At 52.0% G+C, this 23,547-nt stretch carries 16 protein-coding genes and 2 riboswitches; of the genes, 12 read left to right on the top strand and 4 right to left on the bottom strand.

Annotated features, from left to right (window positions below; all coding sequences use genetic code 11):
- Positions 1–26: 26 nt before the first annotated feature.
- Entirely contained in the window at positions 27–401 is a 375-nt protein-coding gene (locus GC101_RS29530) for a YhjD family protein (RefSeq protein ID WP_171720253.1), read from the bottom strand.
- A gap of 848 nt (positions 402–1,249) precedes the next feature.
- A riboswitch (cyclic di-GMP riboswitch) is annotated at positions 1,250–1,342 on the top strand.
- A gap of 83 nt (positions 1,343–1,425) precedes the next feature.
- On the opposite strand from GC101_RS29530, the gene GC101_RS35875 reads away from it, so the two are divergent.
- The 12 genes from GC101_RS35875 to GC101_RS29445 all read left to right on the top strand — a co-directional run bounded on the left by GC101_RS35875 (position 1,426) and on the right by GC101_RS29445 (position 18,901).
- Entirely contained in the window at positions 1,426–5,043 is a 3,618-nt protein-coding gene (locus GC101_RS35875) for a choice-of-anchor A family protein (RefSeq protein ID WP_216626800.1), read from the top strand.
- Positions 5,044–5,543: 500 nt separating this feature from the next.
- Positions 5,544–5,633, top strand: a riboswitch (cyclic di-GMP riboswitch).
- 82 nt (positions 5,634–5,715) lie between these two features.
- Positions 5,716–7,665: a choice-of-anchor A family protein gene (locus GC101_RS29495; protein WP_171720252.1), complete on the top strand. Its 1,950-nt coding sequence runs from the start codon at positions 5,716–5,718 to the stop codon at positions 7,663–7,665.
- A 242-nt stretch (positions 7,666–7,907) separates the two neighbouring features.
- Positions 7,908–8,873 carry an alpha/beta hydrolase gene (locus GC101_RS29490; RefSeq protein ID WP_171720251.1) on the top strand — a complete coding sequence of 322 codons (966 nt, stop codon included), beginning with the start codon at positions 7,908–7,910 and terminating at the stop codon, positions 8,871–8,873.
- Positions 8,874–9,386: 513 nt separating this feature from the next.
- On the top strand, positions 9,387–10,901 hold the full coding sequence (locus GC101_RS29485; RefSeq protein WP_343049837.1) for an HD domain-containing phosphohydrolase: 1,515 nt from the start codon (positions 9,387–9,389) through the stop codon (positions 10,899–10,901).
- Positions 10,902–11,108: 207 nt separating this feature from the next.
- Positions 11,109–11,498 (top strand): NusG domain II-containing protein, encoded by a 390-nt coding sequence (locus tag GC101_RS29480; RefSeq protein ID WP_039309813.1) that lies wholly within the window; start codon positions 11,109–11,111, stop codon positions 11,496–11,498.
- Complete coding sequence (locus GC101_RS29475; protein ID WP_171720249.1) at positions 11,482–12,045, top strand: Gx transporter family protein; 564 nt, start codon at positions 11,482–11,484, stop codon at positions 12,043–12,045. The genes GC101_RS29480 and GC101_RS29475 overlap by 17 nt, the downstream gene beginning before the upstream one ends.
- A gap of 19 nt (positions 12,046–12,064) precedes the next feature.
- Positions 12,065–12,931 carry an ATP-binding cassette domain-containing protein gene (locus tag GC101_RS29470; RefSeq protein ID WP_171720248.1) on the top strand — a complete coding sequence of 289 codons (867 nt, stop codon included), beginning with the start codon at positions 12,065–12,067 and terminating at the stop codon, positions 12,929–12,931.
- Complete coding sequence (locus tag GC101_RS29465; protein WP_171720247.1) at positions 12,907–13,809, top strand: energy-coupling factor transporter ATPase; 903 nt, start codon at positions 12,907–12,909, stop codon at positions 13,807–13,809. The genes GC101_RS29470 and GC101_RS29465 overlap by 25 nt, the downstream gene beginning before the upstream one ends.
- Positions 13,802–14,593: an energy-coupling factor transporter transmembrane component T family protein gene (locus GC101_RS29460; RefSeq protein ID WP_171720246.1), complete on the top strand. Its 792-nt coding sequence runs from the start codon at positions 13,802–13,804 to the stop codon at positions 14,591–14,593. Before GC101_RS29465 ends, GC101_RS29460 begins: the two co-directional genes overlap by 8 nt.
- A gap of 21 nt (positions 14,594–14,614) precedes the next feature.
- Positions 14,615–16,540, top strand: a complete 1,926-nt coding sequence (locus GC101_RS29455; protein ID WP_171720245.1) for a peptidase U32 family protein — start codon at positions 14,615–14,617, stop codon at positions 16,538–16,540.
- A 162-nt stretch (positions 16,541–16,702) separates the two neighbouring features.
- The gene (locus tag GC101_RS29450) at positions 16,703–17,998 is read left to right on the top strand and encodes an aspartate aminotransferase family protein (protein ID WP_171720244.1); all 1,296 of its coding nucleotides are present in this window, start codon (positions 16,703–16,705) and stop codon (positions 17,996–17,998) included.
- 18 nt (positions 17,999–18,016) lie between these two features.
- Complete coding sequence (locus GC101_RS29445; RefSeq protein ID WP_042133181.1) at positions 18,017–18,901, top strand: UbiA-like polyprenyltransferase; 885 nt, start codon at positions 18,017–18,019, stop codon at positions 18,899–18,901.
- 1,063 nt (positions 18,902–19,964) lie between these two features.
- Here GC101_RS29445 and GC101_RS29440 read toward each other — a convergent pair.
- The 3 genes from GC101_RS29440 to GC101_RS29430 form a co-directional block, all read right to left on the bottom strand.
- On the bottom strand, positions 19,965–20,945 hold the full coding sequence (locus GC101_RS29440) for a polyprenyl synthetase family protein (RefSeq protein ID WP_171720243.1): 981 nt from the start codon (positions 20,943–20,945) through the stop codon (positions 19,965–19,967).
- Between the two features lie 18 nt (positions 20,946–20,963).
- Positions 20,964–21,413, bottom strand: a complete 450-nt coding sequence (locus GC101_RS29435; RefSeq protein ID WP_039309806.1) for a hypothetical protein — start codon at positions 21,411–21,413, stop codon at positions 20,964–20,966.
- Positions 21,414–21,651: 238 nt separating this feature from the next.
- Complete coding sequence (locus GC101_RS29430) at positions 21,652–23,529, bottom strand: FAD-dependent oxidoreductase (protein WP_171720242.1); 1,878 nt, start codon at positions 23,527–23,529, stop codon at positions 21,652–21,654.
- Between the last annotated feature and the right edge of the window lie 18 nt (positions 23,530–23,547).

The raw sequence follows: 23,547 nt of genomic DNA, 5'->3' as shown, positions 1-23,547 counted from the left end.
GAGAATTAACATCGCCAGAATGCTGTTCATCTCAAGGCGGTTGAATCCGGAGCGCCAAGACCCAGATATCTGCGCATGCGGATAGTAGACTGGGCGGTAATGACATCATCCAGCAGCAGCATCCGTTCATGATAACCCCTGCAGACAAATTTGGCTTCAATGCCAACTTCCAGCTGCTGCTGTGCATAGACCTTCAGACCACGGGCTCTCATCTCGGTGCGGACATTCCGCAGGTCGGCTATGGCTGCGCCCGCCGCTGTCTGGACAACCTCCAGGTAAGGAGCGGGTGTGCGCAGCTCTGCGGATAGGATGGAAGCATCGCGTTCAAAGGCGGATAAAATGAGCGGCAGCAAGATATACGATTTCACCAGCATATTGTCCTGGCTCTCAGCTCTGTGCATCAATCTCACCTCTCTAATGAGAACATATATTCGTAATTTAACCCGAAGTTCAAAAAAAATCAATAGTATTTAAAAAAGAGGGCTATTAATGTGACATAATTCACAATAAAATAAGAAAAATTATTTTATATTAAAATTGAAATATTAAAGATTAAAAATAAATCAGATTAAAAGGAGAATGGCAATGAGTCATGAAGGAAATCTCCGCCGCGGTTTATTATTCGGGTTATTCCTTAGCGTTCCGCTCTGGGTGTCAATGATTGGCTGGATTCAGCTGCTCTAAAAATGGATTCCTGCGTGTGCAGATTTTCAGCCCTCTACGCAAACTCCCTAGAACTGTCGATTAAAGACTGCTGCCAGGGTTTGCTTAGGCGCCAGTTTTTGTGAAAATATATGAATATCATAGAGCCCTTATTATAAAAGAGCTCTCCGGTATGAACGGAAAACGGGCGGTATCCTTAAAGGGGATAGCGCCCGTTTCTTCACGTTTACCATGGTGAGCTTTGCTTAAGCGGAGATGAATTTGGGGAAGGGGGAAGGAATAGGACTAAAATACTAAATTTTAATATTTAAAATTGTAAGAAATAGCTATGTGAAAAGGAAAACATACTGCGGCGAATTAGCGGGATTATCGACTTTTTTCGTCAGGAAGTTATATTCTCATCTTGTATAAACCCTTATATATAAAGGGTTTATCAATATTTTTTTATCAAAAAAATAGCTGTGAAATGAATTGGAAATATATTGACAATATGCCAGTCGGCATCTAAACTGAAGTTAGTTCTAAAGTAACAAATATCACAGATTTCAGTTGGGTATTACATAAGCTTTTCCAATTTCATATCAATCATGTACAAACGCAAACCGTTTCGAAAGAGCGGGACGCAAAGTCAGGAATCTGATGCCCCTTAAGTCCGGGCTATGGTCGTCCGGCCGCCGTGAAGCTAACCCTTCGTGGCGGCCTTTTTTTTTGTTATAGTTTTGCGGCGATTTCATAGAATAGTTGAATAGGAGGTGTAGATTATTGAGAAGAAAAATGCGAAAAGCGGCCGCCTTTATTCTGGCGGGCGTACTGACCGTAAGTAGCGCCTTCACTTGGGGGACGGAGGTAAGGGCAACATCTGGTGTGCCTTACAATCCAACGCCGGTCTTGGGGATTGCCGGGAATTTTAATGCTTTTATCTTTGACGATTTCACGCAAGGCAATGATCAAATTGAAGGCCGTCTTGCAGCGGGGGGGAATATTACTCTCTCTGGAGGTTACGGGGTAGCCAGGGCCTACAGGAATTCTTCAGCCACCGACGTACTCGTTGCCGGCAAGAAGTTTAAACATTCGGGCAGCGGAGAAATCTACGGAAACGTTGTGTATGGGGACACCATTGAAGCCAATGAGCCTAGTGTGAACATTATAGGCGCGAAGAAGCAGGGAAGCCCGATTGATTTCCCGGCTGAGAAGCAGTATCTGATCTCGCGTTCTGCAGCATACGGGGCATTGTCCGCTACGAAAGAAGTTGGTAATAATTATGGAACACTTACAATAAGTGCGCCGGATCTTTTCAACGTAGTTCATCTGGATGCGGCAACGCTGGCGAATACAAACAATATTCAATTCAACATTGCCCAGAATGCCACGTTAATTATTAACATAAGTGGAGCTACGGTCAATGTACCAAGCTTCGCAATGAATAACGGTAGAGCAAGTCAAGTGTTGTTCAATTTCTACGAAGCGACCAAGGTGAATATTGCGTATACGACCTTCTTGGGAACGATACTGGCGCCTAAGGCGGATGTCAATTATTCCGGTGCAGAGCTTTACGGAACGCTAATTGCCAAGTCTTTTAGCGGCGGAGTAGAAATGCACCTTGGAACATACGAGGGAGATGGACCGCCGCCAATTCCGACGCCGACCGCAACACCAACACCCAGCCCATCGCCAACACCAACCGCAACACCAAACCCGACACCAACAGTGAAACCGACTGCAACGCCAACGCCGACGGCGACGGTGAAACCAACTCCAACACTGACACCAACACCGACAGCAACGGTGAAACCGACACCGACGGTAAAACCAACGCCAACACCTAAGTGCACTCCGACGCCAACACCGACAGTGAAGCCGACACCAACACCAACGATAAAGCCGACGCCGACAGTGAAGCCGACGCCGACACCAACGGTAAAGCCGACGCCGACAGTGAAGCCAACGCCGACACCTAAGTGCACTCCGACGCCAACACCGACAGTGAAGCCGACACCGACAGTGAAGCCGACACCGACAGTGAAGCCAACACCGACAGTGAAGCCAACACCGACAGTGAAACCGACACCGACACCTAAGTGCACTCCGACGCCAACACCAACAGTGAAGCCAACACCGACAGTGAAACCAACACCGACAGTGAAACCAACACCAACGCCAACGGCGGCACCGACACCAACGCCAACAGCGGCACCGACACCAACGCCAACGGCGGCACCGACACCAACGCCAACAGCTGCACCAACACCGACACCAACGGCAGCGCCGACACCAACGCCAACAGCTGCGCCAACACCAACGCCAACAGCTGCGCCAACACCGACCCCAACGGTAGCGCCGACCCCAACACCAACGCCAACACCGACACCAACGGCAGCGCCGACACCAACGCCAACGCCAACACCGACACCAACGGCAGCGCCGACACCAACGCCAACAGCTGCACCAACACCGACACCAACGGCAGCGCCGACACCAACGCCAACAGCTGCACCAACACCGACACCGACGGCAGCACCAACACCAACGCCGACGGCAGCACCAACACCAACGCCGACGGCGGCACCAACACCGACACCAACGCCAACGGTAGATCCAACACCAACGCCAACTGCAGCACCGACACCAACACCGACGGCAGCACCGACACCAACACCGACGGCAGCACCAACACCAACACCAACGGCAGCACCAACACCAACGCCGACGGCAGCACCGACACCAACGCCAACAGCGGCACCGACACCGACACCAACAGCAGCACCGACACCAACGCCAACGGCTGCACCGACACCAACGCCAACAGCGGCACCGACACCAACGCCAACGGCTGCACCGACACCAACGCCAACAGCGGCGCCAACACCAACGCCAACGGCAGCACCGACACCAACGCCGACAGTAGCACCGACACCGACGCCAACGGCAGATCCAACACCATCACCAACGATAGAGCCGACACCAACGCCAACGGCTGAACCGACACCAACGCCAACGCCAACGGCGGCACCAACACCGACACCAACGGTAGAGCCAACACAGACACCGACACCAACACCAACGCCAACGGCAGCACCAACACCAACGCCAACGGCGGCACCAACACCAACGCCAACGGCAGCACCGACACCAACGCCAACGGCAGCACCGACACCAACGGTAGAGCCGACACCAACGCCAACGGCAGAGCCAACACCGACACCAACGGCAGCACCAACACCAACGCCAACGGCAGATCCAACACCATCACCAACGGTAGAGCCAACACCAACACCGACAGCAGTACCGACACCAACGCCAACGGCAGAGCCGACACCAACACCAACGGTAGAGCCAACACCAACGCCAACGGCAGAGCCAACACCGACACCAACGGTAGAGCCAACACCAACACCGACAGCAGTACCGACACCAACGCCAACGGCAGAGCCGACACCAACACCGACAGCAGTACCGACACCAACGCCAACGGCAGAGCCGACACCAACACCAACACCAACAGTAGAGCCGACACCAACGCCAACGGTAGATCCAACACCAACGCCAACTGCAGCACCGACACCAACGCCAACGGCAGCACCGACACCAACGCCAACAGCGGCACCAACACCAACGCCAACGGCAGATCCAACACCGACACCAACGGTAGAGCCAACACCAACACCGACAGCAGTACCGACACCAACGCCAACGGCAGAGCCGACACCAACACCAACACCAACAGTAGAGCCGACACCAACGCCAACAGTAGATCCAACACCAACGCCAACTGCAGCACCGACACCAACGCCAACGGCAGCACCGACACCAACGGTAGAGCCGACACCAACGCCAACGGCAGCACCGACACCGACGCCAACGGCTGAACCGACACCAACACCAACACCAACACCAACACCAACACCAACACCAACACCAACACCAACACCAACACCAACACCAACACCAACACCAACACCAACACCAACACCAACACCAACACCAACACCGACATTACCACCGGCACCAGTGCCATCGTCTGCACCGCCCGTCTTTATTAATGTAGTGCCAACGCCGACTCCAATAATCGGCTATATTGTAAATCCAGATACCATAATCATTGATGATCCGCTGCCTTTGGGCCCTGTGGCAACAGTAACACCTCGGCCGTTAGTGGTGACACCAAGTCCAACCCTAACGCCAAGCCCAAGTGCAACACCAAGTCCAACACCGATTGTGACAATCATTGATGAAGAGATTCCGTTAGGCAATGTACCTGCGGATGCCGCGCTCCCGAAGACTGGTGAGTCCAGTCCGGCTCCTTATTACTTAGTCGGTCTAGCCCTTGCAGGATTGGGAATATTCCTCGGCAGAAGATCCAGAACAGATAAACGTAAATAAATGCAATCCGTAAGATCCTTTCCGAAAGGCTGGCGATATGACCGCTAAATCGGGAAAAGGCTGCTTTGGGAGAAGACGTTCTCCTGAAAGCAGCCTTTTTTATATGGGATATACATTTGTTATTATGTTTCCTCGTAAAAGAAAATGTGCTAAGGAGAAAGAGGTGCGTCTTTAAGATCATGGGCCCTCATGTTTATATTAAAATTTGCAATATTAAAATTAGTTCTTTATACATGGTTCCAAAATATTCTTGTAGGTGCCATCGAGGGCGTTGAGAGGATCGGGATTTAGGCGAAAAAGCTATAGATTCTTTAAAAAACCTTTTGTAACAGTGCTTTGGAATGAATCAGCAGATATAATCTATTACCAGATGTTTCAAAGGATTTCATTGACAATCAGCCTTGATAGCGGATAAACTAAAAATAGTTCCAAAGTAACGAATGTCATAGACATTAGTGTAAAAGTTTGTTTTAGTACATAATTTCACAACCTAATCTTTCACTGTATAAACGCAAACCGTTCGAAAGGACGGGACGCAAAGTCCAGGAGTCTAAAGCGCGATGGAGCGCAATGATCGTCCGACTGCCGTAAAGAGAGCAATCCTCTTTCCGGCGGTCTTTTTTTATTTATATAAATGTGGCCTATATCTATATTAACTGTGAGGTGAGCTGTATGTTCCAATTAAAAAAATTCAAACGTCTTACGGTGTTCGGACTTATAGCAGTTCTGATTGTGGGAAGCGGCGGAATTATTTCACTGGGGAGCACCTCAGTTAAAGCCGAGGGCAACTCTTTGCCGGGTAATGCATCCAAGTATAATGTGTTCATCTTGGGAGATGTTGATGTTAAACATAGTGATATTGAAGGTAGATTAGCTGCCGGCGGAAACGTGAATTTAAATGTTAATTATTCTGTGGGACATAGTCTTACTAGTGAGGAAACGAAGGAAGCCTACTCTCTCATCGCCGGTGGTAATCTGTATTATTCCCAGGGAGAAACCGTGGGTGATGTAGTCTACGGGGGGAGTTATAGCGGCAGCGGCGGCCCGCGCGGGGGAACAGGAAGCTTACAACAACAAATAAATGTTGTGGACTTTGCAGCCGAGTTCAGTTTGCTCCGTGAGAAATCTCAGCAGCTTGCTTCTCTGCCTGTTAATGGGGTTACCACTGCCAACTCCGGTAATTTCTTTTTGGAAGGTACAAATTCGGATGTTAACATATTTACTGTAGACGGCAGCAAGCTGTCTAGTGCAAATGAGTTGAGAATTAAGATTCCCGATGGCTCAACAGCTATAGTTAATATCTCCGGTACTTCAGTAACTATGAAGAATATGGGGACTGGAATTAATGGTAACGGAAATAAGGATAACGCTATGAACAGTAAAGTGTTATATAACTTCAGTCAAGCGACCAGTCTTCAAATCGAAGGTATCGGAGTTCTGGGATCTGTGCTGGCTCCATATGCCTCTATTCAATTTAATAATGGTCAAATCAACGGGAATCTGATCGGAGCTTCGCTCTCAGGATCGGGGGAATCGCACCATATTCCTTATAAGGGGCAAGATCCTCCGTCGCCAACACCGGCAGCGACGCCGACGCCAACGCCAGCAGCGACGCCGACGCCAACGCCAGCAGCGACGCCGACGCCAACGCCAGCAGCGACGCCGACGCCAACGCCAGCAGCGACGCCGACGCCAACGGCAACTCCGGCAGCGACGCCAACAGCAACTCCGGCAGCGACGCCAACAGCAACGCCGGCAGTGACGCCGACGGCAATGGCAACACCGGCAGCGACGCCGACGCCAACAGCAACGCCAGCAGCGACGCCGACGCCAACAGCGACGCCAGCAGCGACGCCGACGCCAACAGCAACACCGGCAGCGACGCCAACGCCAACAGCGACGCCGACGCCAACGGCAACACCGGCAGCGACGCCAACAGCAACACCGACAGCGGCACCAACGGCAGTGGCACCAACGGCAACGCCGACAACAGCGCCAACGCCGACACCAACGGCAACGCCAACAACAGCGCCAACGGCAACGCCGACAACAGCGCCAACGCCGACACCAACGGCAACGCCAACAACAGCGCCAACGGCAACGCCGACAGCGGCACCAACGGCAACACCGACAGCGGCACCAACGGCAACGCCGACAACAGTGCCAACGGCAACACCGACAGCGGCACCAACAACAGTGCCAACCGCTGTACCGACAACAGCACCGACAGCAACCAGCACGAGCGTCTTTGTCCCAAGCTTCGTATTTCCGACATCAACCGCTCCGACAGTGATTGGGACTATTGTGACTGATACTGACACGACTATTATTGATGACCCGGTTCCTCTCGGGCCGGCAGCATCACCGGTTGTGACGGTGCTGACAACAACAGCGCTACAGCCAGTTGTGGAGGTTCCTGCACCTGGACCTTCACCTGTAGCAGGACCGGCACCTGAAGAAATCATTATCGATGACGAGATTCCTCTGGGCAGTGTGACTGCAGAGCAAACCCTGCCGCAGACGGGTGAATCAAGTCCTTCGCCGTACTATATTACGGGTGTTGCTCTTGCCGGTCTGGGCCTGCTTCTTAGAAGAACTGCCAGAGTGAACAAGCGCAAATGATTATGATTAAGCCGCTGTGTTTGGATGAGGGCTGCTGCCGGAGAGATTCTCCGGGAAGCAGTCTTTTTGTATACGGGGAGCGCATTCAATTCGTAGCTCACTACTTACACACACCAGGCAGCGCAGACTGACGGCAGTGTTTTTAGTTGGACGGATACCATGCTATACTATGCTCAAATTATTCAAAAGCAAGAATACACATTTCCTCAAAGGGATGGTTGCTTACTGAAAGGGTGAACGTTATGTGGGGTATATACCTGCTAGTAGTGCTGTTTGTAATCGCGGGGATTTTGGCTTTTGCCGGATTTTACTTTTATGGAGTCGCTATTAAGCGGGCGCCCAAGGAATTCCTGGGCAAGACGCCGGATCTGAAGGTGGACCCGCCGGTAGCCGGAGCTTCGTGGGGGGAAGGGGCGGAATGGGTGGCACGGCAGAACTTCCGGGAAGTGGAGCTGGTCTCGGAAGATGGCCTGAAGCTGCAAGGCTACTATCTGGCTTCAGAGCGTGCTGCGGGCCGTACCGTAATTATCGCCCACGGTTATTCCGGCAAGGCTAAGGACATGGGGGCAACCGCCAAAAACTATTATGACAACCTGGGATATAATGTACTGCTGCCCGACGCCAGAGGTCATGGGAAGAGCGAAGGGGACTACATTGGCTTCGGTTGGCCGGAGCGCCGTGATTATCTGCAGTGGATCGGATTTATTCTGCAGGAGACCGGGCCGGAGGCGCAAATTGTGCTGCATGGCGTATCTATGGGCGGATCGACAGTGTTAATGACCGCCGGTGAACAGCTTCCTCCGCAGGTCAAAGCCGTTGTCGCTGATTGCGGCTACACCTCAGTCAAAGCGCAGCTGACTTACCAGCTGTGGCGGATGTATCATCTGCCGGGCTTTCCCTTTGTGCAGATTGCCAGCCTGGTAACGCGGATGAAGGCCGGCTATTATTTCGGTGAAGCTTCAGCGCTGAATCAGGTGCGTAAAGCCCGGGTGCCCATTCTGTTTATCCATGGAGATGCGGATAAGTTTGTGCCTTTTGCGATGATGGATGAGCTGTATGATGCCTGCAAGAGTCCGAAGGAGAAGCTGGTGGTACATGGAGCGGGGCATGGTCTTGCCTATGATACGGATAAAAGGGAGTATATCCGCACAGTAGGCGACTTCGTGGAACGTTACATACACAGTCCGGCAGCGGCTGATTGGGTCTAAAAAAGTCCCCGGAACGTAGACGCGCCCGATATCCGCAAACAGCGGGTATCGGGCGCTTATTATGTTCCACACATGGGGCCTTCCCTGTGTCAGGGAAGCAGCCAGCCATGTCTTATCGGTATATGAATCCCCCGCCGTTTGTGAGCGAAACGGGTGTCGTTGTTCCTTGTTATTTCCAGCAGCCGTGTGGCGAGAGAAATCCTTCCAATACGACAAAAGCCCTACCTCTCTTTTGTCCTTGCGGCTCCGTGGCCGCGCCAGTGCGAATCGGAATGCTATGTTCGAATTTAATCTCATAAAAAGGAAAAGTACTGCAAGAAAACGTAAGATTTTGTGTCCAAACTGCCGATAGTAAAGACAAGTAATTCACCGGCCTGACATCTTCTTGATGGGGATAATCATACACGAAAACAAATATTAAATTATTATAACATGTGATATATAGAAATGCAAGCGGATATTGGGCTGAGGCCGGGACGGATGATGGGACAGATGAGATTATACAGAAGATTTTTGAAAAATCAGATCCGGAATTATATATTCGGCTCAGCAGTAGCGGTGCTGGCGGTAGGGAGTTTGATTCTGCTCTCCTCTCTGGAGATTAGCAGCATTGAATACTTCAGGCTCTTGCTTGTGCTCGCCCTGTCATTCGTGATTATGGCGGTCATGGAGATCGGGGTTTTTATCAATCAGATCAGACCGGTACGCACTGCGCTGTATGAGGAGAACCTTACTTTGTCTATGCTGGAAGAGGCGTATCTGCATACACATCAATTGCCCAAGCGCGCGGTTCAGCGGATTATGGGGCCTCACCTTCTGGGCTTGTCCCTCCCGGCTGTCCTGATGACATTCTGGATGATCTACAACGGCTGGATTACTATTCCTTATTTTTATCTGATTCTGGCTATGTGCGGCGCTGTTCTTGTGGCGTGTATGCATGCGCTGATTGAATTTTTTCTGACCTGTACGGCCATTATTCCGCTGATCAAAGAATTCAGGAACCGGGCGCTGGAGCAGTATGGCGTCGACTTTTCCCTGGAAGGCCATGTGTTTGTGCCTATTCGTCCCAAATTCCTGATAAGCTGCATGCTGATCGGCACCTTTCCGCTGTTTCTGTTTATCATGGCTACCCATATTCGTCTGAATGGTCATGTAGGTCCTGTAGTTGTGGTAGGGCTTCAAAGTTACTGGGCCTGGGCGAGTATGGTGCTGCTGATCGGCACGCTCTTCTCCTCCATTGCAGCATGGCTGCTGACCAACAGTGTGCAGCATCCTATTAATGAGCTGTATCAGGCAATGAATCATGTGAAAGACGGCAATATGATTCAGGTACAGGATGAATACTCCGATGAATTCTCCAAGCTGGTTGCGGGGTTTAATATGATGGTCCGGGGGCTGCAGGCCCGGGAGCAACAGAGCCGGCAGCTGCTCGACAGCTACTTCACTACACTGGCTGTAGCGCTGGATGCCCGTGATCCTTACACGGCAGGGCATTCCCTGCGTGTCGCGGAATACTCGGTCATTATCGGCCAGCTGGCCGGACTCACCGGGCAGCAGCTGGACGATCTGCGCAAGACGGCCCTGCTGCATGATATTGGCAAGATTGGGGTGAGGGACAGCATCCTGTTCAAGGAAGAAGCCCTGACCGATGAGGAGTTTGACCAGATCAAGAGCCATTCGGTGCTTGGAGAGAATATTCTGCGGCAGATTGAACCAGTAGAAAAGATGGCACCCTATCTGGGCGGCGTCCGTTCCCATCATGAACGTTATGACGGTAAAGGATATCCGGATGGCCTTGCCGGTACGGATATTCCTTTACATGGCCGGATTATCGCTGTAGCGGATGCCTATGATGCTATGACCTCTAACCGCCCGTACCGCAAAGGGATGGATCACGACCGGGCGCTGGCTATTCTGGAGCAGGGTAGGGGCACTCAATGGGACCCGGAATTCGCCGGCTTGTTTCTGTCTTACTTTGGACGGAAGCCGGAACCTCTTCAAACAGGCTATCCCGTCAAAACAGGATAAGGATGCAGCGTTCTTCCGGTTATCCTTATATTTCTTGCAGAAGCGGATGCCATCCAGTTTATGGTGGGTTCCGCTTCTGCTTTGCGTGCCTATTTTGTGAACTGCCATTGAAATGCGACAATTAACGACTACATTCATTGAAGGATTGCGGGCGGACCGTTATAATTATTAAGTCTGGATTTTAATTAAAAAATAAGGGAGATTTCTATGAAACGCGCAGATGTGCTGCTGATTTCTATCGTTTTGATTGCTGCGCTCGCTTTTCTCGTGCCGAGATGGCTGTCAAATGATGCTGATAAAGGTGGGCCGGGCAAAGAACTTACGGCCAATATAACGGTAGACGGCAAGCTGTTCAAAACAGTAACGCTTACCAAAGAAGAGCAAACCATTGATATTCGCACAGACCGGGGCTATAACATTTTGAAGGTGCATGATTACGGGATTGAGATGTACGATGCGGATTGTCCCGATCAGGTATGTCTCGGCTTTGGATTTATCACGCTGCCCAAGCAGACCATAGTATGCCTTCCGCACCGGGTATTAGTTGAAATTGCAAGCGGGTCGGGGGAGGATGAAGTAGATGCCTATGTCCAGTAGCGAATCGGCTACAGCGCTGAAGCGGACGGTTATTATTGCGATTTTCGCGGCCGTTGCCGTAGTGCTGAGTATTGTAGAGGCTCAGATTCCGCTTGCGGGAATGGGGCTGATGCCCGGAGCCAAGCTGGGTTTCGCCAATATTATGATTTTGACCTGTATTTACTTTTTGCGTGGACGAGATGTGTTCGTGCTGGTCATTCTGAAGACGCTGCTGACCGCATTTCTGCTCGGCACACTGTCCAGTCTGCTCTTCAGCCTGTTCGGCTCGCTCTTCAGCTTTGTGGTCATGTTCGCACTGGTAAAGCTCGGCGGCAAGAAATTCAGTGTGATCGGAATCAGCATTGCAGGGGGGCTGGCTCATAATACCGGCCAGTTGCTTGCGGCCTCGTTTGTATTCAATTCAACGAGTATTTTCTACTACTTGCCGATTCTGCTGATTACCGGGATTGTGACGGGGATTGCTGTCGGCTTCGCCGTGCGGTATGTCGTAGACTCGCTATCCAAGATATCCTTGTTTGAAGAGTTCCTGAACGGACCGGGCCACTAGCTGCGGAAGGATGACTAACATGAATCAATCGTACAAAGATACAGAGGCCGGTGAGGAACCGGCCGTTATTACGCTTGCGGGAGTCTCGTTCGGATATGATCCGGAGCATCCGATTCTCCACGACATAAACGTGTCTATCCCGCAGGGGCAATGGGTAAGCATTGTAGGACCCAACGGCTGCGGGAAATCTACGCTCGTCAAGCTTCTGAATGCACTGCTGCCCAAGAGTGCCGGGGAGATTACTGTCTGCGGACATACGCTGCAGGAAGAGACCATTGGAGACATCCGGCAATGCATCGGGATGGTGTTCCAGAATCCGGATAACCAGTTTATCGGACAGACGGTAGAGGAAGATATCCTCTTCGGCCTGGAAGGCCTGTGTCTGCCCTACGAAGAGATGAAGCAGCGGCTTGATCTCTATACCGTGAAGCTGGGCATTGATCATCTGCTGTCCAAGCATCCCGGAGAGCTGTCGGGCGGACAGAAGCAGCGTGTCGCGCTTGCTTCGATTCTCGCCATGAAGCCAGGCATCGTCATCCTCGACGAGGCCTCTTCTATGTTGGACGAAGGCAGCCGTGATGAGCTTATGGGCATTCTGCGGGACATGCAGGCAGAAGGGGCGTACACGATACTGCTGATTACACATGATCCGGATGAAATCCTGGCTTCGGACCGTGTGCTTGCGCTGCATGGCGGAAGCATAGCGGCGGATGTGCCGCCTGCGCAGCTGTTCCGTAATGAAGACCTGCTGGAGAAATGCCATTTGCGGGAACCCTACCCTTGGCGTCTTGCCCGTGAACTGCAGAACCGGGGGATTACGGTGGATGTACCCGCCAGCGAAAAGGAGCTTATAGACACACTATGGCCATACAACTTCAGCAAGTAAGCTATACGTATGCTGACCGCAGTATGTGGAAGCAGACGGCGCTGCATGGGATTAATCTGAATATTGCCCAGGGGTCGCTGACCGGGATTGCCGGGGCAACGGGCTCCGGTAAGTCCACGCTGCTCCAGCTGTTCAACGGGATTCTGAAACCGACAGAAGGTACGGTGCAGGTGTTTGATATAACCATCACTGCAGGAGAGAAGTCGCCGAAGCTGCTTCCGCTGCGCCGCCGGGTCGGACTGGTCTTTCAATTCCCGGAGCAGCAGATGTTCGAAGATACGGTGGAGAAGGACCTCTGCTTCGGGCCGCTTAACTTCGGCGTGAGTCCGGAGGAGGCCAAGGAGCGGGCACGCAAAGCGATGACGGACATGGGCCTGGACCTTGCCCTGCTGGAGCGCAATCCGTTCCGCCTGAGCGGCGGACAGATGCGCAAAGCGGCCATCGCCTCGGTGCTGGCGATGGACCCGGACATTGTCGTGCTGGATGAGCCGACAGCGACGCTGGACCCGGTAAGCCGCGCCGAGCTGATCGCGCTGCTGGAGCGGCTGTGCCGCGAGCAGGGCCGGACGATCATCATCGTGACGCACCGGATGGATGAGCTGCTTCCGTATGCCGACAGCTGGGCCCTGCTTAAGGACGGCGGACTCGCCTTCCAGGGCAGCGGCCAGGAGCTGGCCGCTGATCCGGCGATCCTGGAGCGCTGCGGACTGACGGTTCCGCAGTCGCTCCGGTACTGGCAGGCCGTCGCCCAGCGCTTCGGCCTGGCCGGCGAGAAGCCGCTCCTTACGGCGGAGGCCCTCGCGGAACGGATCGCCGCCCTGCTCGAAGAGCGCAAGAACGCCGCCGGCATGGAAGAAAAGGGGAATGGCCATGAATGAACGCCTGCTGCTGGGACGCAGCATTGATACGGGCTCATGGGTCCATAAGCTGGATGCCCGGTCCAAAATTACGGGCATGCTGCTCTATGTAGTGATTATTCTGCTGTCCAATTCGTGGATGGAGATTGGGCTCATAGCAGTATTCTCCATCATTGTTATGGCAACCACCCGCATCCCGCTAAAATATTTCATTAAGGCTGCGAAGCCTTTGCGTTATCTGATGTTATTCATCTTCATTGTGCAGTCCTTGTCCGTGAAGGAAGGGGATGTCCTGTGGTCGCTGGGCTCCTTCTCTCTGCATGAGGGGGGCCTGCGGCTGGGGGCGTTCTCAGTCATCCGCATGCTCTTCCTGCTGACCTTCACGGCACTGCTGACCTTTACGACAACGCCCGGCAAGCTGAACCAGGGCCTTGAAGGTGTGCTCGCTCCGTTTAAGAAGCTCGGCCTGTCACCGGACCGGATCACGCTGATGATCAGCATCGCACTGCGCTTTATCCCGACGATTCTTGATGAAGCGCAGATTATTCTGAAGGCGCAGGCCTCGCGCGGCGCGGATCTGAAGGAGCTCCCCTTGAAAGAGAAGGCACGGATGCTCGTCTCCCTGCTGGTTCCGGTCATCGCCAGTGCTTTCCGGCGTGCCCAGGACCTGGTGTATTCCATGGAAGCCCGGGGCTTCCGTATGGATGCGCCGCGCAGCCGGTATCACCGCCTCAGGTGGGGCGCTGCTGATACGCTGTTTGTTGCTATGTTCGTTGTCTTAGGAATTGCAGTAGCATTATTGTAGGAAGTTTAGGAGGAAACAAGAATGGCACGTTATTTTAATGGTAAAGAGATTGAATTATTGGCACCTGCCGGAACGTTTGAGATCTTCAAGGCTGTGATTGAATCGAAGTGTGATGCCGTGTATTTCGGCGGTCCGGTGCTGAATATGAGAATGATGCGCAAGGGCTATAACTTGAGTCATGAGGAAATAATTGAAGCCGTGTCGATCTCCCACAAGCTGGATAAAAAAGTATACGTCACTGTAAATAATCTGTTCAGCGAAGAAGATGTGGAAGAAGCCCGAGAGTATCTGAAGTTTCTGGATGGCGCCCGTCCGGATGCGCTGATCGTTCAGGATATGGCTGTGCTGGAGCTGATCCGCGAGATGGAGCTTACCGTTCCGGTTCACGCTTCGGTCATGATGAATGTGCATAATCTGGAGATGATTCACGCACTGAAGGAGCTTGGCGTCAGCCGGGTCGTTACCTCCCGTGAGATGGATCTGCAGACAGCGAAGCTGCTGGGAAGCAGAAGCGGTGTAGAGCTGGAATATTTCATCCATGGCGATATGTGTTCCGTGCACGGAGCGAACTGCTATTTCAGTTCCCAGGTGTTCGGGATGAGCAGCAACCGGGGCAAATGCATGAAGCCTTGCCGCTGGGATTACCGGATCAAACGTGACGGCTATGTCTTCCCTGCGGAATACCCGCTGGCCGTGAAGGATATGTTCATGTATGAGCATCTTCCGGAGCTGATTGAGTCCGGTATTACTTCCTTCAAAATTGAAGGCCGCATGCGCGACCAGGAATTTATGGTGAACCTGGCCAACAGCTATGGCGATGCGATTGACCGCTATATCGATGATCCGCTGGGCTTTGACCGTACGGTGGATTCCAAAGAGCTGTACAAGAACCGCAAACGTGACTTCTCCACCGCCTATGCTTTTGGCAAACCGGGACTAACGAATATCAACCGCCGCTATGAAGGTACAGGCAAGTTCTATAGCACTGGCAAAGTATTCAGTACACCGACTGCAGAGCGCGAGCTGTCCGAAGCACGGGTAATGCAGCTGCGCGAACGGATGGCCGAAGATAAACGCAGTAAGCAGACGAAGCCGGAGCTGGCTGTGCGGGTGAATAATATGGAACAGGCGCGCCTCGTGCTGGAGATGGGTGTAGAGAGCTTATATATTCCGGGTGATGTGTTTGAGCCGGACCGTCCGTTTACGAAGCAGGATATTAAGGAGCTTGGAGCCATCAAAGGCCGGACCAAGCTGTACCTCGGAATGCCTCGGATGATGACGGAGCTGCATTTTGATCAATATGACCACTTGCTGAACGGGGAGAAGCTGCCGATTGATGGCTTGATGATTACGAACCTTGGAGCAATCCGCCGCTACCGCGGGACCGGTTACCCGATGATTGGCGATGCCAACCTGAATGTTTACAACCACCTGTCTGCCGGACTGTATACCGGACTGGGCCTTACGAAGCTTACAGTTTCACCGGAAATGACGTTGGAGCACTTTGCCTCCTTCATCTCGCGCAGCGATTTGCCGCTGGAAGTTGTGGTTCACGGAACGCCGGCGCTGATGTATATGGAGCATGATCTGTTCGAGAATACAGAAGTGATGGAGCCGATTGGTGAGGAAGACAACCAGTTTGTCAGCAATGATGTGCTGGTACTCAAAACCGACAAGGGTGAGAATCCGGTCTACCGCGACCAATATGGCCGCTGCCACCTGCTGTTCGCCAAAGAGCTGTGTTATCTGCCGATGCTGGATGAGATGAACGGACTTGGGATTGCGAGCTTCCGGATCGAAGGGGCTACTTACAGCACAGATGAACTGCGCACGATTATTGCTGCTTACCAGGCTGCGCTTAACGGACCGAAGCTGGGCGATGATCTGCTGGGCGGACTTAAGCCGGTATACGCGGGCTACACACTAGGCTCACTGCAATTTAATTAATAATAATTCAATTTTAAAATAACGCTGCGGCGAGTATAATAACGGTAAGCGGCGCATTTATAAGTTATTTTTTTCACAATCTAATAAGCCTGAATCGTATCTTCTTATTCACATCATGGACATCATCTTGGATCATCAGCAGCTGAAAGCGAGGGAACCTTCATGGAACAGAGCAACATCATTGGAAGAGATGCGGTAGCCGCCAAAAGAAAGCAGTATTTCTACCCGTGCACCGCACATTTTTACCGGGATGCACCGCAACTGGTACGCGGAAGCATGCAGTACGTGTACGATGAGAACGGCAAAGAATATACGGATTTCTTCGCCGGGGTGTCGGTTGTCGCCTGCGGCCACTGCAATCCGGCGATTACCTCCCGCACGATAGCGCAGCTGCAGCAGCTGCAGCATACCTCGACCGTCTATCTGACCCAGCCGAATGTAGATTTGGCCGAGCGTCTGGAGGGTCTGCTGCCGGGCGCGTTGCGCCGGACCTTCTTCGTTAACAGCGGCTCGGAAGCGAATGAAGGGGCACTCCTGCTGGCACGGATGCATACCGGACGCAAAGGGTTCATTGCCCTGGAAGCCGGCCTGCATGGCCGGACCAATCTTACAATGAGCGTGACCGGCCTGCAAATGTGGCGGACAGACGCTTACCTGGATGAAGATGTGACGTTCATTGAGCGTCCGTATCATCCGGAGATGACGCTGGAAGAAGCTGCTGCGCGGTCGATTCAGAGCCTGAAGCGTGTACTCGCCGAGAAAGGGGATACTATCGCCGCCATGATCGTTGAACCGATTCAGGGGAACGGCGGCATGATTATGCCAGCCCTGTCTTATTTCCGCGAGGTAAAAGCGCTGCTGGAACAGTACGGTGTACTGCTCATTGACGATGAGATTCAGACCGGCTATGGCCGTACGGGAGCTATGTTTGCCATTGAGCATTTCGGCGTAGTACCGGACATCATCAGCATGGCTAAGGCACTGGGCAACGGAGTGCCTGTCGCCGCATTTTCGACTACAGATGAGATTGCCGCATCGCTGAACAAGCCTTCGGCCTCAACGTTCGGGGGCAACCCTGTATCCGCGGCTACGGCGCTGGCTGTGCTGGATTATATCCAGAGTGAACGGCTGCCGGAACGTGCGGCTGAGCTGGGCGGACGTTTGAAGGAAGGCCTGCTCCGGCTTCAGGAGCGTTATCCTGCGCTGATCACCGATGTGCGGGGGACCGGATTCATGCTGGGTGCCGAGCTTGCCGGCTCCGAAGCTGAGGGCGCTGCTGAGCGGACAGACCATGTCCTTGAAGAGATGAAGGACCGCGGCTACCTGATCGGCAAAAACGGCATAGGCCGCAATGTTCTCGCCTTCCAGCCGCCGCTGGTCGTCACCGCAGAGAATATTGATGCTATGCTTGCTGCCTTGGATGAAGTGCTGTCCCTGGTCAAGCAAGCGATTCATTGAAGAAAGAGGCACAACATTATGGTTATCATTAATGCTTTTAAGCATACGGCACTTAAATTGAAAATGTTCAGCGAGCTGGTTATGTTCTCCCATACGCTCTTCTCCCTGCCTTTTGCCATCATCTCGATGGTATGGGCGGCGGGAGGCTGGCCTTCCGGCCATATGATGCTGTGGGGGCTGATCGCTCTGATCGGCGCGCGTAACGGGGCCAATGCGTTCAACCGCCTGGTGGACCGTACCTTTGACGGTAATAATCCGCGTACCGCACACCGGCATCTGCCGCAGCGTCTGATCGCTGAGAAGGAAGTTATCCTGTTCATCATCATCAACTATGCGCTGTTTATTGTCGCATCCGGGATGCTGAATCTGCTCTGCCTGCTGCTGTCCCCGGTGGCCATCGTGCTGATCTCGAGCTATTCGTATACGAAGCGTTTTACCTTCCTGAGTCATCTGTATCTGGGCTTCGTGATTGCCTCGGCGCCGATCGGTGCCTGGTTTGCAGTAACTGGGAATATTGCCTTCACTCCATTCGTTATCGGAACGGTGGTCATGCTCTGGATAGCCGGCTTTGACATCATCTACGGGACCCAGGACATCGATTTCGACCGGAAAAATGGCTTATGGTCCATTCCGAGCTTCTTCGGACTGGAGAACGCCCTGCGGATCTCCAAGGGTCTGCATTTCATTATGATTATGCTGCTGCTGTTCCTGTATCTCTGGCGTGATCTCGGCTGGATGTATCTGGTCGGCATCGGGATTGCTACACTGCTGCTCATGACAGAGCATAAGATCATCAAGCCTTCGAACCGTAAAATGATGAAGGTGGCTTCTTATAATTTGAACCAGGTGATCAGTATGGTGATATTGCTGTGTACGTTGATTGATTATTTTTACGTTAATTAGTTTGCTAGGGGCTAGGTATGCGCTGGCGAGAGTGAGGTTGGGAGGCTGCACTGCGCGGAATATTTGGACTTCCGATCGCTGTTAAGCTCAGATTCCCTGATTAGAACCGCTGTGAGCGGTAGGAATCCGAGCTTAAAGGCGAACGCTGACGCTTCTCCAGTTCCAAAATTCCTCTCCGTTCCGTCCTAACCTCTCCCTAGGCAAGATTAACTTCAAAAAGACAACAAGCCTACCCAGCGGGGCGGGCGGCAAAGAGCGCGACAAGCTTAGGCTTCGCGCTTTTCTTTTTGTCTGCGTGAGACAACCCCCAAGAGACACCTCCAAGAGACAACCCACAAGAGCAAACCCCAAGAGCCCCCCCAGGAGACTGCCCCAAGAGACAACCCACAATAACAACCCCCAAGAGACAACCGCAAGAGACAACTCCAAGAGACAACCCCAAGAGACAACCCCCAAGGGACAACCCACAAGAGCAAACCTAAAAAGCAAGTCCACAAGGATAACCCCAAGAGCAAACCCACAAGAGACAACCCACAAGAGCAAACCTAAAAGCAAACCACTAAGCTAAACACGCTCACGTTCGCTTTGCTGCGTTCGCTTGTTTAGCAACATCAAACAGGTAGAAATAAAGCATGGCTTACCAATTTTATTGCGCGCCGTACAGTAGAATCCAAACACGAATGAATCCTACCTATTGGGTTCTTGTATAGTTTAGGTCTCCAAAAGGTACCTGATTACCTCTGTACGGGCATAATTGTTGTACGTATTACAACTCTGATTCATCAATAGTAGGGTGTTCGGACGGATTGTTGTATGAAATACAACAATTGTTCCGCTAAGCGGCTCGGAGGAGAAAAAATGCTGCAGTTTGTACAACAATTTTACTTTAAGGCCCAGTTTATGAGCAAAATGTTGTATTCTGTGCAGGATTTTCATAAAAATCACTGGGATATAGGCGGGGGGGTCCGCATAAAGCAAAAAAAACGAGCCCCAAAGGACTCGTTTACTTAGAAATTGATATAGCATGCCGTGGTTAACCAACTGCACGGACAGCCGCTTCGGCTCACCGGTCGCGTCCGGCGAAGTACTGCAGCAGTGTGTCCAGATCGGCATGCGCCGGGAAGCTGGAGAGCTGCTGCACAATCGCTGCAGCCTGGGACAGGTAGTCCTGGCTGACAGCTTCTGTGCGGGCCAGAGCGTCGCTGTTCTTAACCAGCTCCAAGACATGCGCAACCTCTTCGGAAGAAGAAGAGGGGCCAATCTGGCGGATCACAGGAGCAAGCTCAGGGTCCTGCAGGGCGAAGAGTACAGGCAAGGTAACCTGACCATGGCGCAGGTCGCTGCCTGCGGGCTTGCCGAGCACATCCGCCGACTGGGTGAAGTCGAGGATGTCATCCTGAATCTGGAATGACATGCCGAGCGATTCGCCGAAATTATAGAGAAGATCGGCGACTTCTTCGGTGCTTTCTGTGGATAGTGCACCTACCCGCAGGCAGGTAGCCATCAGCAGTGCTGTTTTGTTACGGGACTTCTCCAAGTATTGCTCAAGTGTCAGGTTGTAATCAAAGGCATGCTCCATTTGCTGGTATTCCCCCAGACATAACTGGGCAGTGGCCACAGAAGACAGATCGTGAACGTAACGGTTCTTATCACCTGAATACTTGCTTAGCAGCTCGATGACGCGGGCGGACATATAATTGCCGATATGCACAGCAGATAAGATGCCGGTCTTGGTATGCAGCGCAGGCTCGCCCCGCCGCAGTTCGGCGTCGTCAATAATATCATCATGAATCAATGAGGCGGCGTGGATGAATTCAGCGGCTGCGGATAATTGCAGGGTTCTGCGTCCGGCCGGCTTACGTCCGAACCGGCTGCCGGCTATGACCATCAGCGGGCGTAACCGTTTGCCGCCGGAGCCGGTCAGTTCGAGAATACTCTGCGCCAGCAGCGACTTTTTGGGAACATCCTTATCGCGGGTCACCAAATTCTTAATTTCGCGGTTAATTTCATCCAGATCAATATGCAAGGCTTCGTGCAGCTTCATCTTTTGTGTTCCCACCTGTCAAATGGCTTTGCTTGTGCGGCTTCGCTGTCTGCGCTCCTGAATGAGGAATTCATCAAACCCCTGGGCCGGATCCTGTTCCGTGAAATCTCCATTTGACCGTCCAATTTGCATTTTTTTGATTGAGGGAGCCAAATATGCAACCAGATCCAGCTCTCGGCATTTCACTGCAAACTGCAGGTAAAAGCTGTATAGGTAATCTCCATCCAAAATGCTGCGGGTCAGGTCAGGATGATGTGGGACACATTCCATATGGCGCTGTGCAGCCACGGTAAGAATGGTATAAATACCTAGCAAATGGACTTTGCGGTCATATTCCAGATCATGGCGTTCCAGTACCGAGAGCAACTGCTCGCATTCTGCCGGAGAGAGATACAACTGAATTCCGGCGATCGGGGACATTTCAGCCTGAAGCATCCGGAATGTATCTTCAATGAGTTTTTTGTTCACAAGATTCTCTCCTTCTTGTCGGTTTTGCCGGAAGAAACCACAGCCCTGATTATCCCTACAAAACCATTCTGTACATCTTTATGCAGATATGTGCTTTCCCCTTGTTAAACAAGGAGAGTAATGTGTCCTAGGGACACATTACTCTTAAGAACATCATATTCAGCTTGCAGCAGCGCAGCATGTGCGTACGCCGCTACTGTATTTAAGTTATACACTTACTAAGAAGTTACCCGTATGATCAGTCGGTAAACAGATACCAGCGCCGGACGAGTGGAATCCTCTTCCACTGCTTCTTGAGCCAAGGAAGAACATAGTAATCCAGACCGAACACGCTGCCGGATCCGCCGATGCAGGCAATAGCCGCCCCAACGTACCAGAGCATTTCTGTAGCTGCCATCTTGGTGGTCCAGATCATGACCGCCATACCTATAGTAGCCAGGGAAGAAATAGCTGTGAACAAACCAACGATAAGCATAACACCGAAGACGATTTCGGCACAAACCATGCCGATTTGGAACCATTTAGCCAGGAAGGTGTAAGAACCGTCCGGGTTGTAGAACATAAGATCCATGAACCAGTTAGAAATATCGTAGATGAAGCCTGGAACCGGCAAAGCCGATACTGCTTCTTTGGCAGTGGATACTGCGGAAGCTGCAGACTGGGCATCTACGGTGTCTTTAACGGCATCCACAGCCACGCTGGCTGCAGAAGTAGCATCTGCATAAGGAGCTGCAGGAATCAGGAAAATCTTATTGGGATCAACCCAGATTTTTCTGATCTTCTCTATACCTTCATATAGCCACATACCACCCAAAAGCATACGGAGCGGAACGAGCCAGAAGTTCGGCGAGCGCTTGGAGAAGTATCCGCCGACAAAGCTCTTGCGGTTCTCAACATGGAAGAACTCGTGCATCATGTAAGTCCATACTTTGTTGAAGCCTACAACCTGGGACAGGTAGAACATATTGATGAAATGTTTGGACAGCATAGCCATGAAGCCGGTCAGCATGAAGAATTTGCCTGGAAGACCAACGTTCGCTACACCGTAGCGGCTGCCGATCGAAACCATGGTGCCATGGAATCCTGGTTTGTAAGCTTTTTTAGGCGTGCCCTTGATATCGGCAGTAATATTGCCCGCGATAACAGGTGCAGCTTGTTCAGCATTCTCAACCATTTGTGGAACTGGACGTTCTTCGCCTTCAGGGATGAAGAAGATGTTATCCCCTACAACGTATACGTTCTTATGGTCAACACTTTCAAGGTGTTCATTCGTAACAATACGTTTGCGGCCTTGCTGCTGAACATCAAGACTGCCAACGATTTCGGAGCCTTCAACACCGGCAGTCCAGACGATAGTCTGAGCATCCACGATGTTTTTCTCGCCGAGGGCTACAGAACCTGTGCCAACTTCGGTGATTTTGGCGCCTGTAACGATTTCTACATTCATCTTACGCAGACGGGCTTCGGCTTTTTGAATCAGCTTCTCTGGAAGGATAGGCAGAATCTTCGGAGCCATATCAGCTACAATCAATCTTACTTCAGAAGGATCAATGAAGAATTCCTTACACAGTTCTTCACGTTGCTCAGCCATTTCACCAACCAGCTCAACGCCAGTGAAGCCGGCACCGATGATTACGAAGGTAAGCATGGAACGGCGTACTGCCGCATTCTTTTCCTTCGCAGCTTTGGTGTACATGTCGCGGATTTGACGCTTCAGGGCAACTGCATCGTCATAAGACCAGAAGGAGAAGGTATTCTCTTCAGCTCCGGGAATTCCGAAGAAGGTTGGTTTGCTTCCTGTGCCGATTACCAGGTAATCATAAGCATAGGTAGCTTTGTCGGACTTCAGCTTCTTGTTCTTGAAATCAATGTTGCTGATTTCGTCGAGCACAACATCCACTTTCAGGCCGGCAAAGATTTTCTTCAAGTCAATTTTGATCGAATCCTCAGGTGCGCGATTCGCAGAAACCTCATGCAGCTCAGTCAAGAGAGTGTGGTATGGATTTCGGTCGATCAGTTTGATTTCTACATCTTTGTCGTTCTTAAATTTCTTTGCCAGTTTCTTAGCCGTGAGTACGCCGCCGTAGCCGCCGCCCAAAATGACTATTTTCTTCAAGAGAAACTCACCTCATTC

The organism is Paenibacillus phytohabitans (genome assembly GCF_013141775.1).
Classification (GTDB): domain Bacteria; phylum Bacillota; class Bacilli; order Paenibacillales; family Paenibacillaceae; genus Paenibacillus_AQ; species Paenibacillus_AQ phytohabitans.
This window is presented reverse-complemented; position numbering and strand designations above follow the sequence as displayed.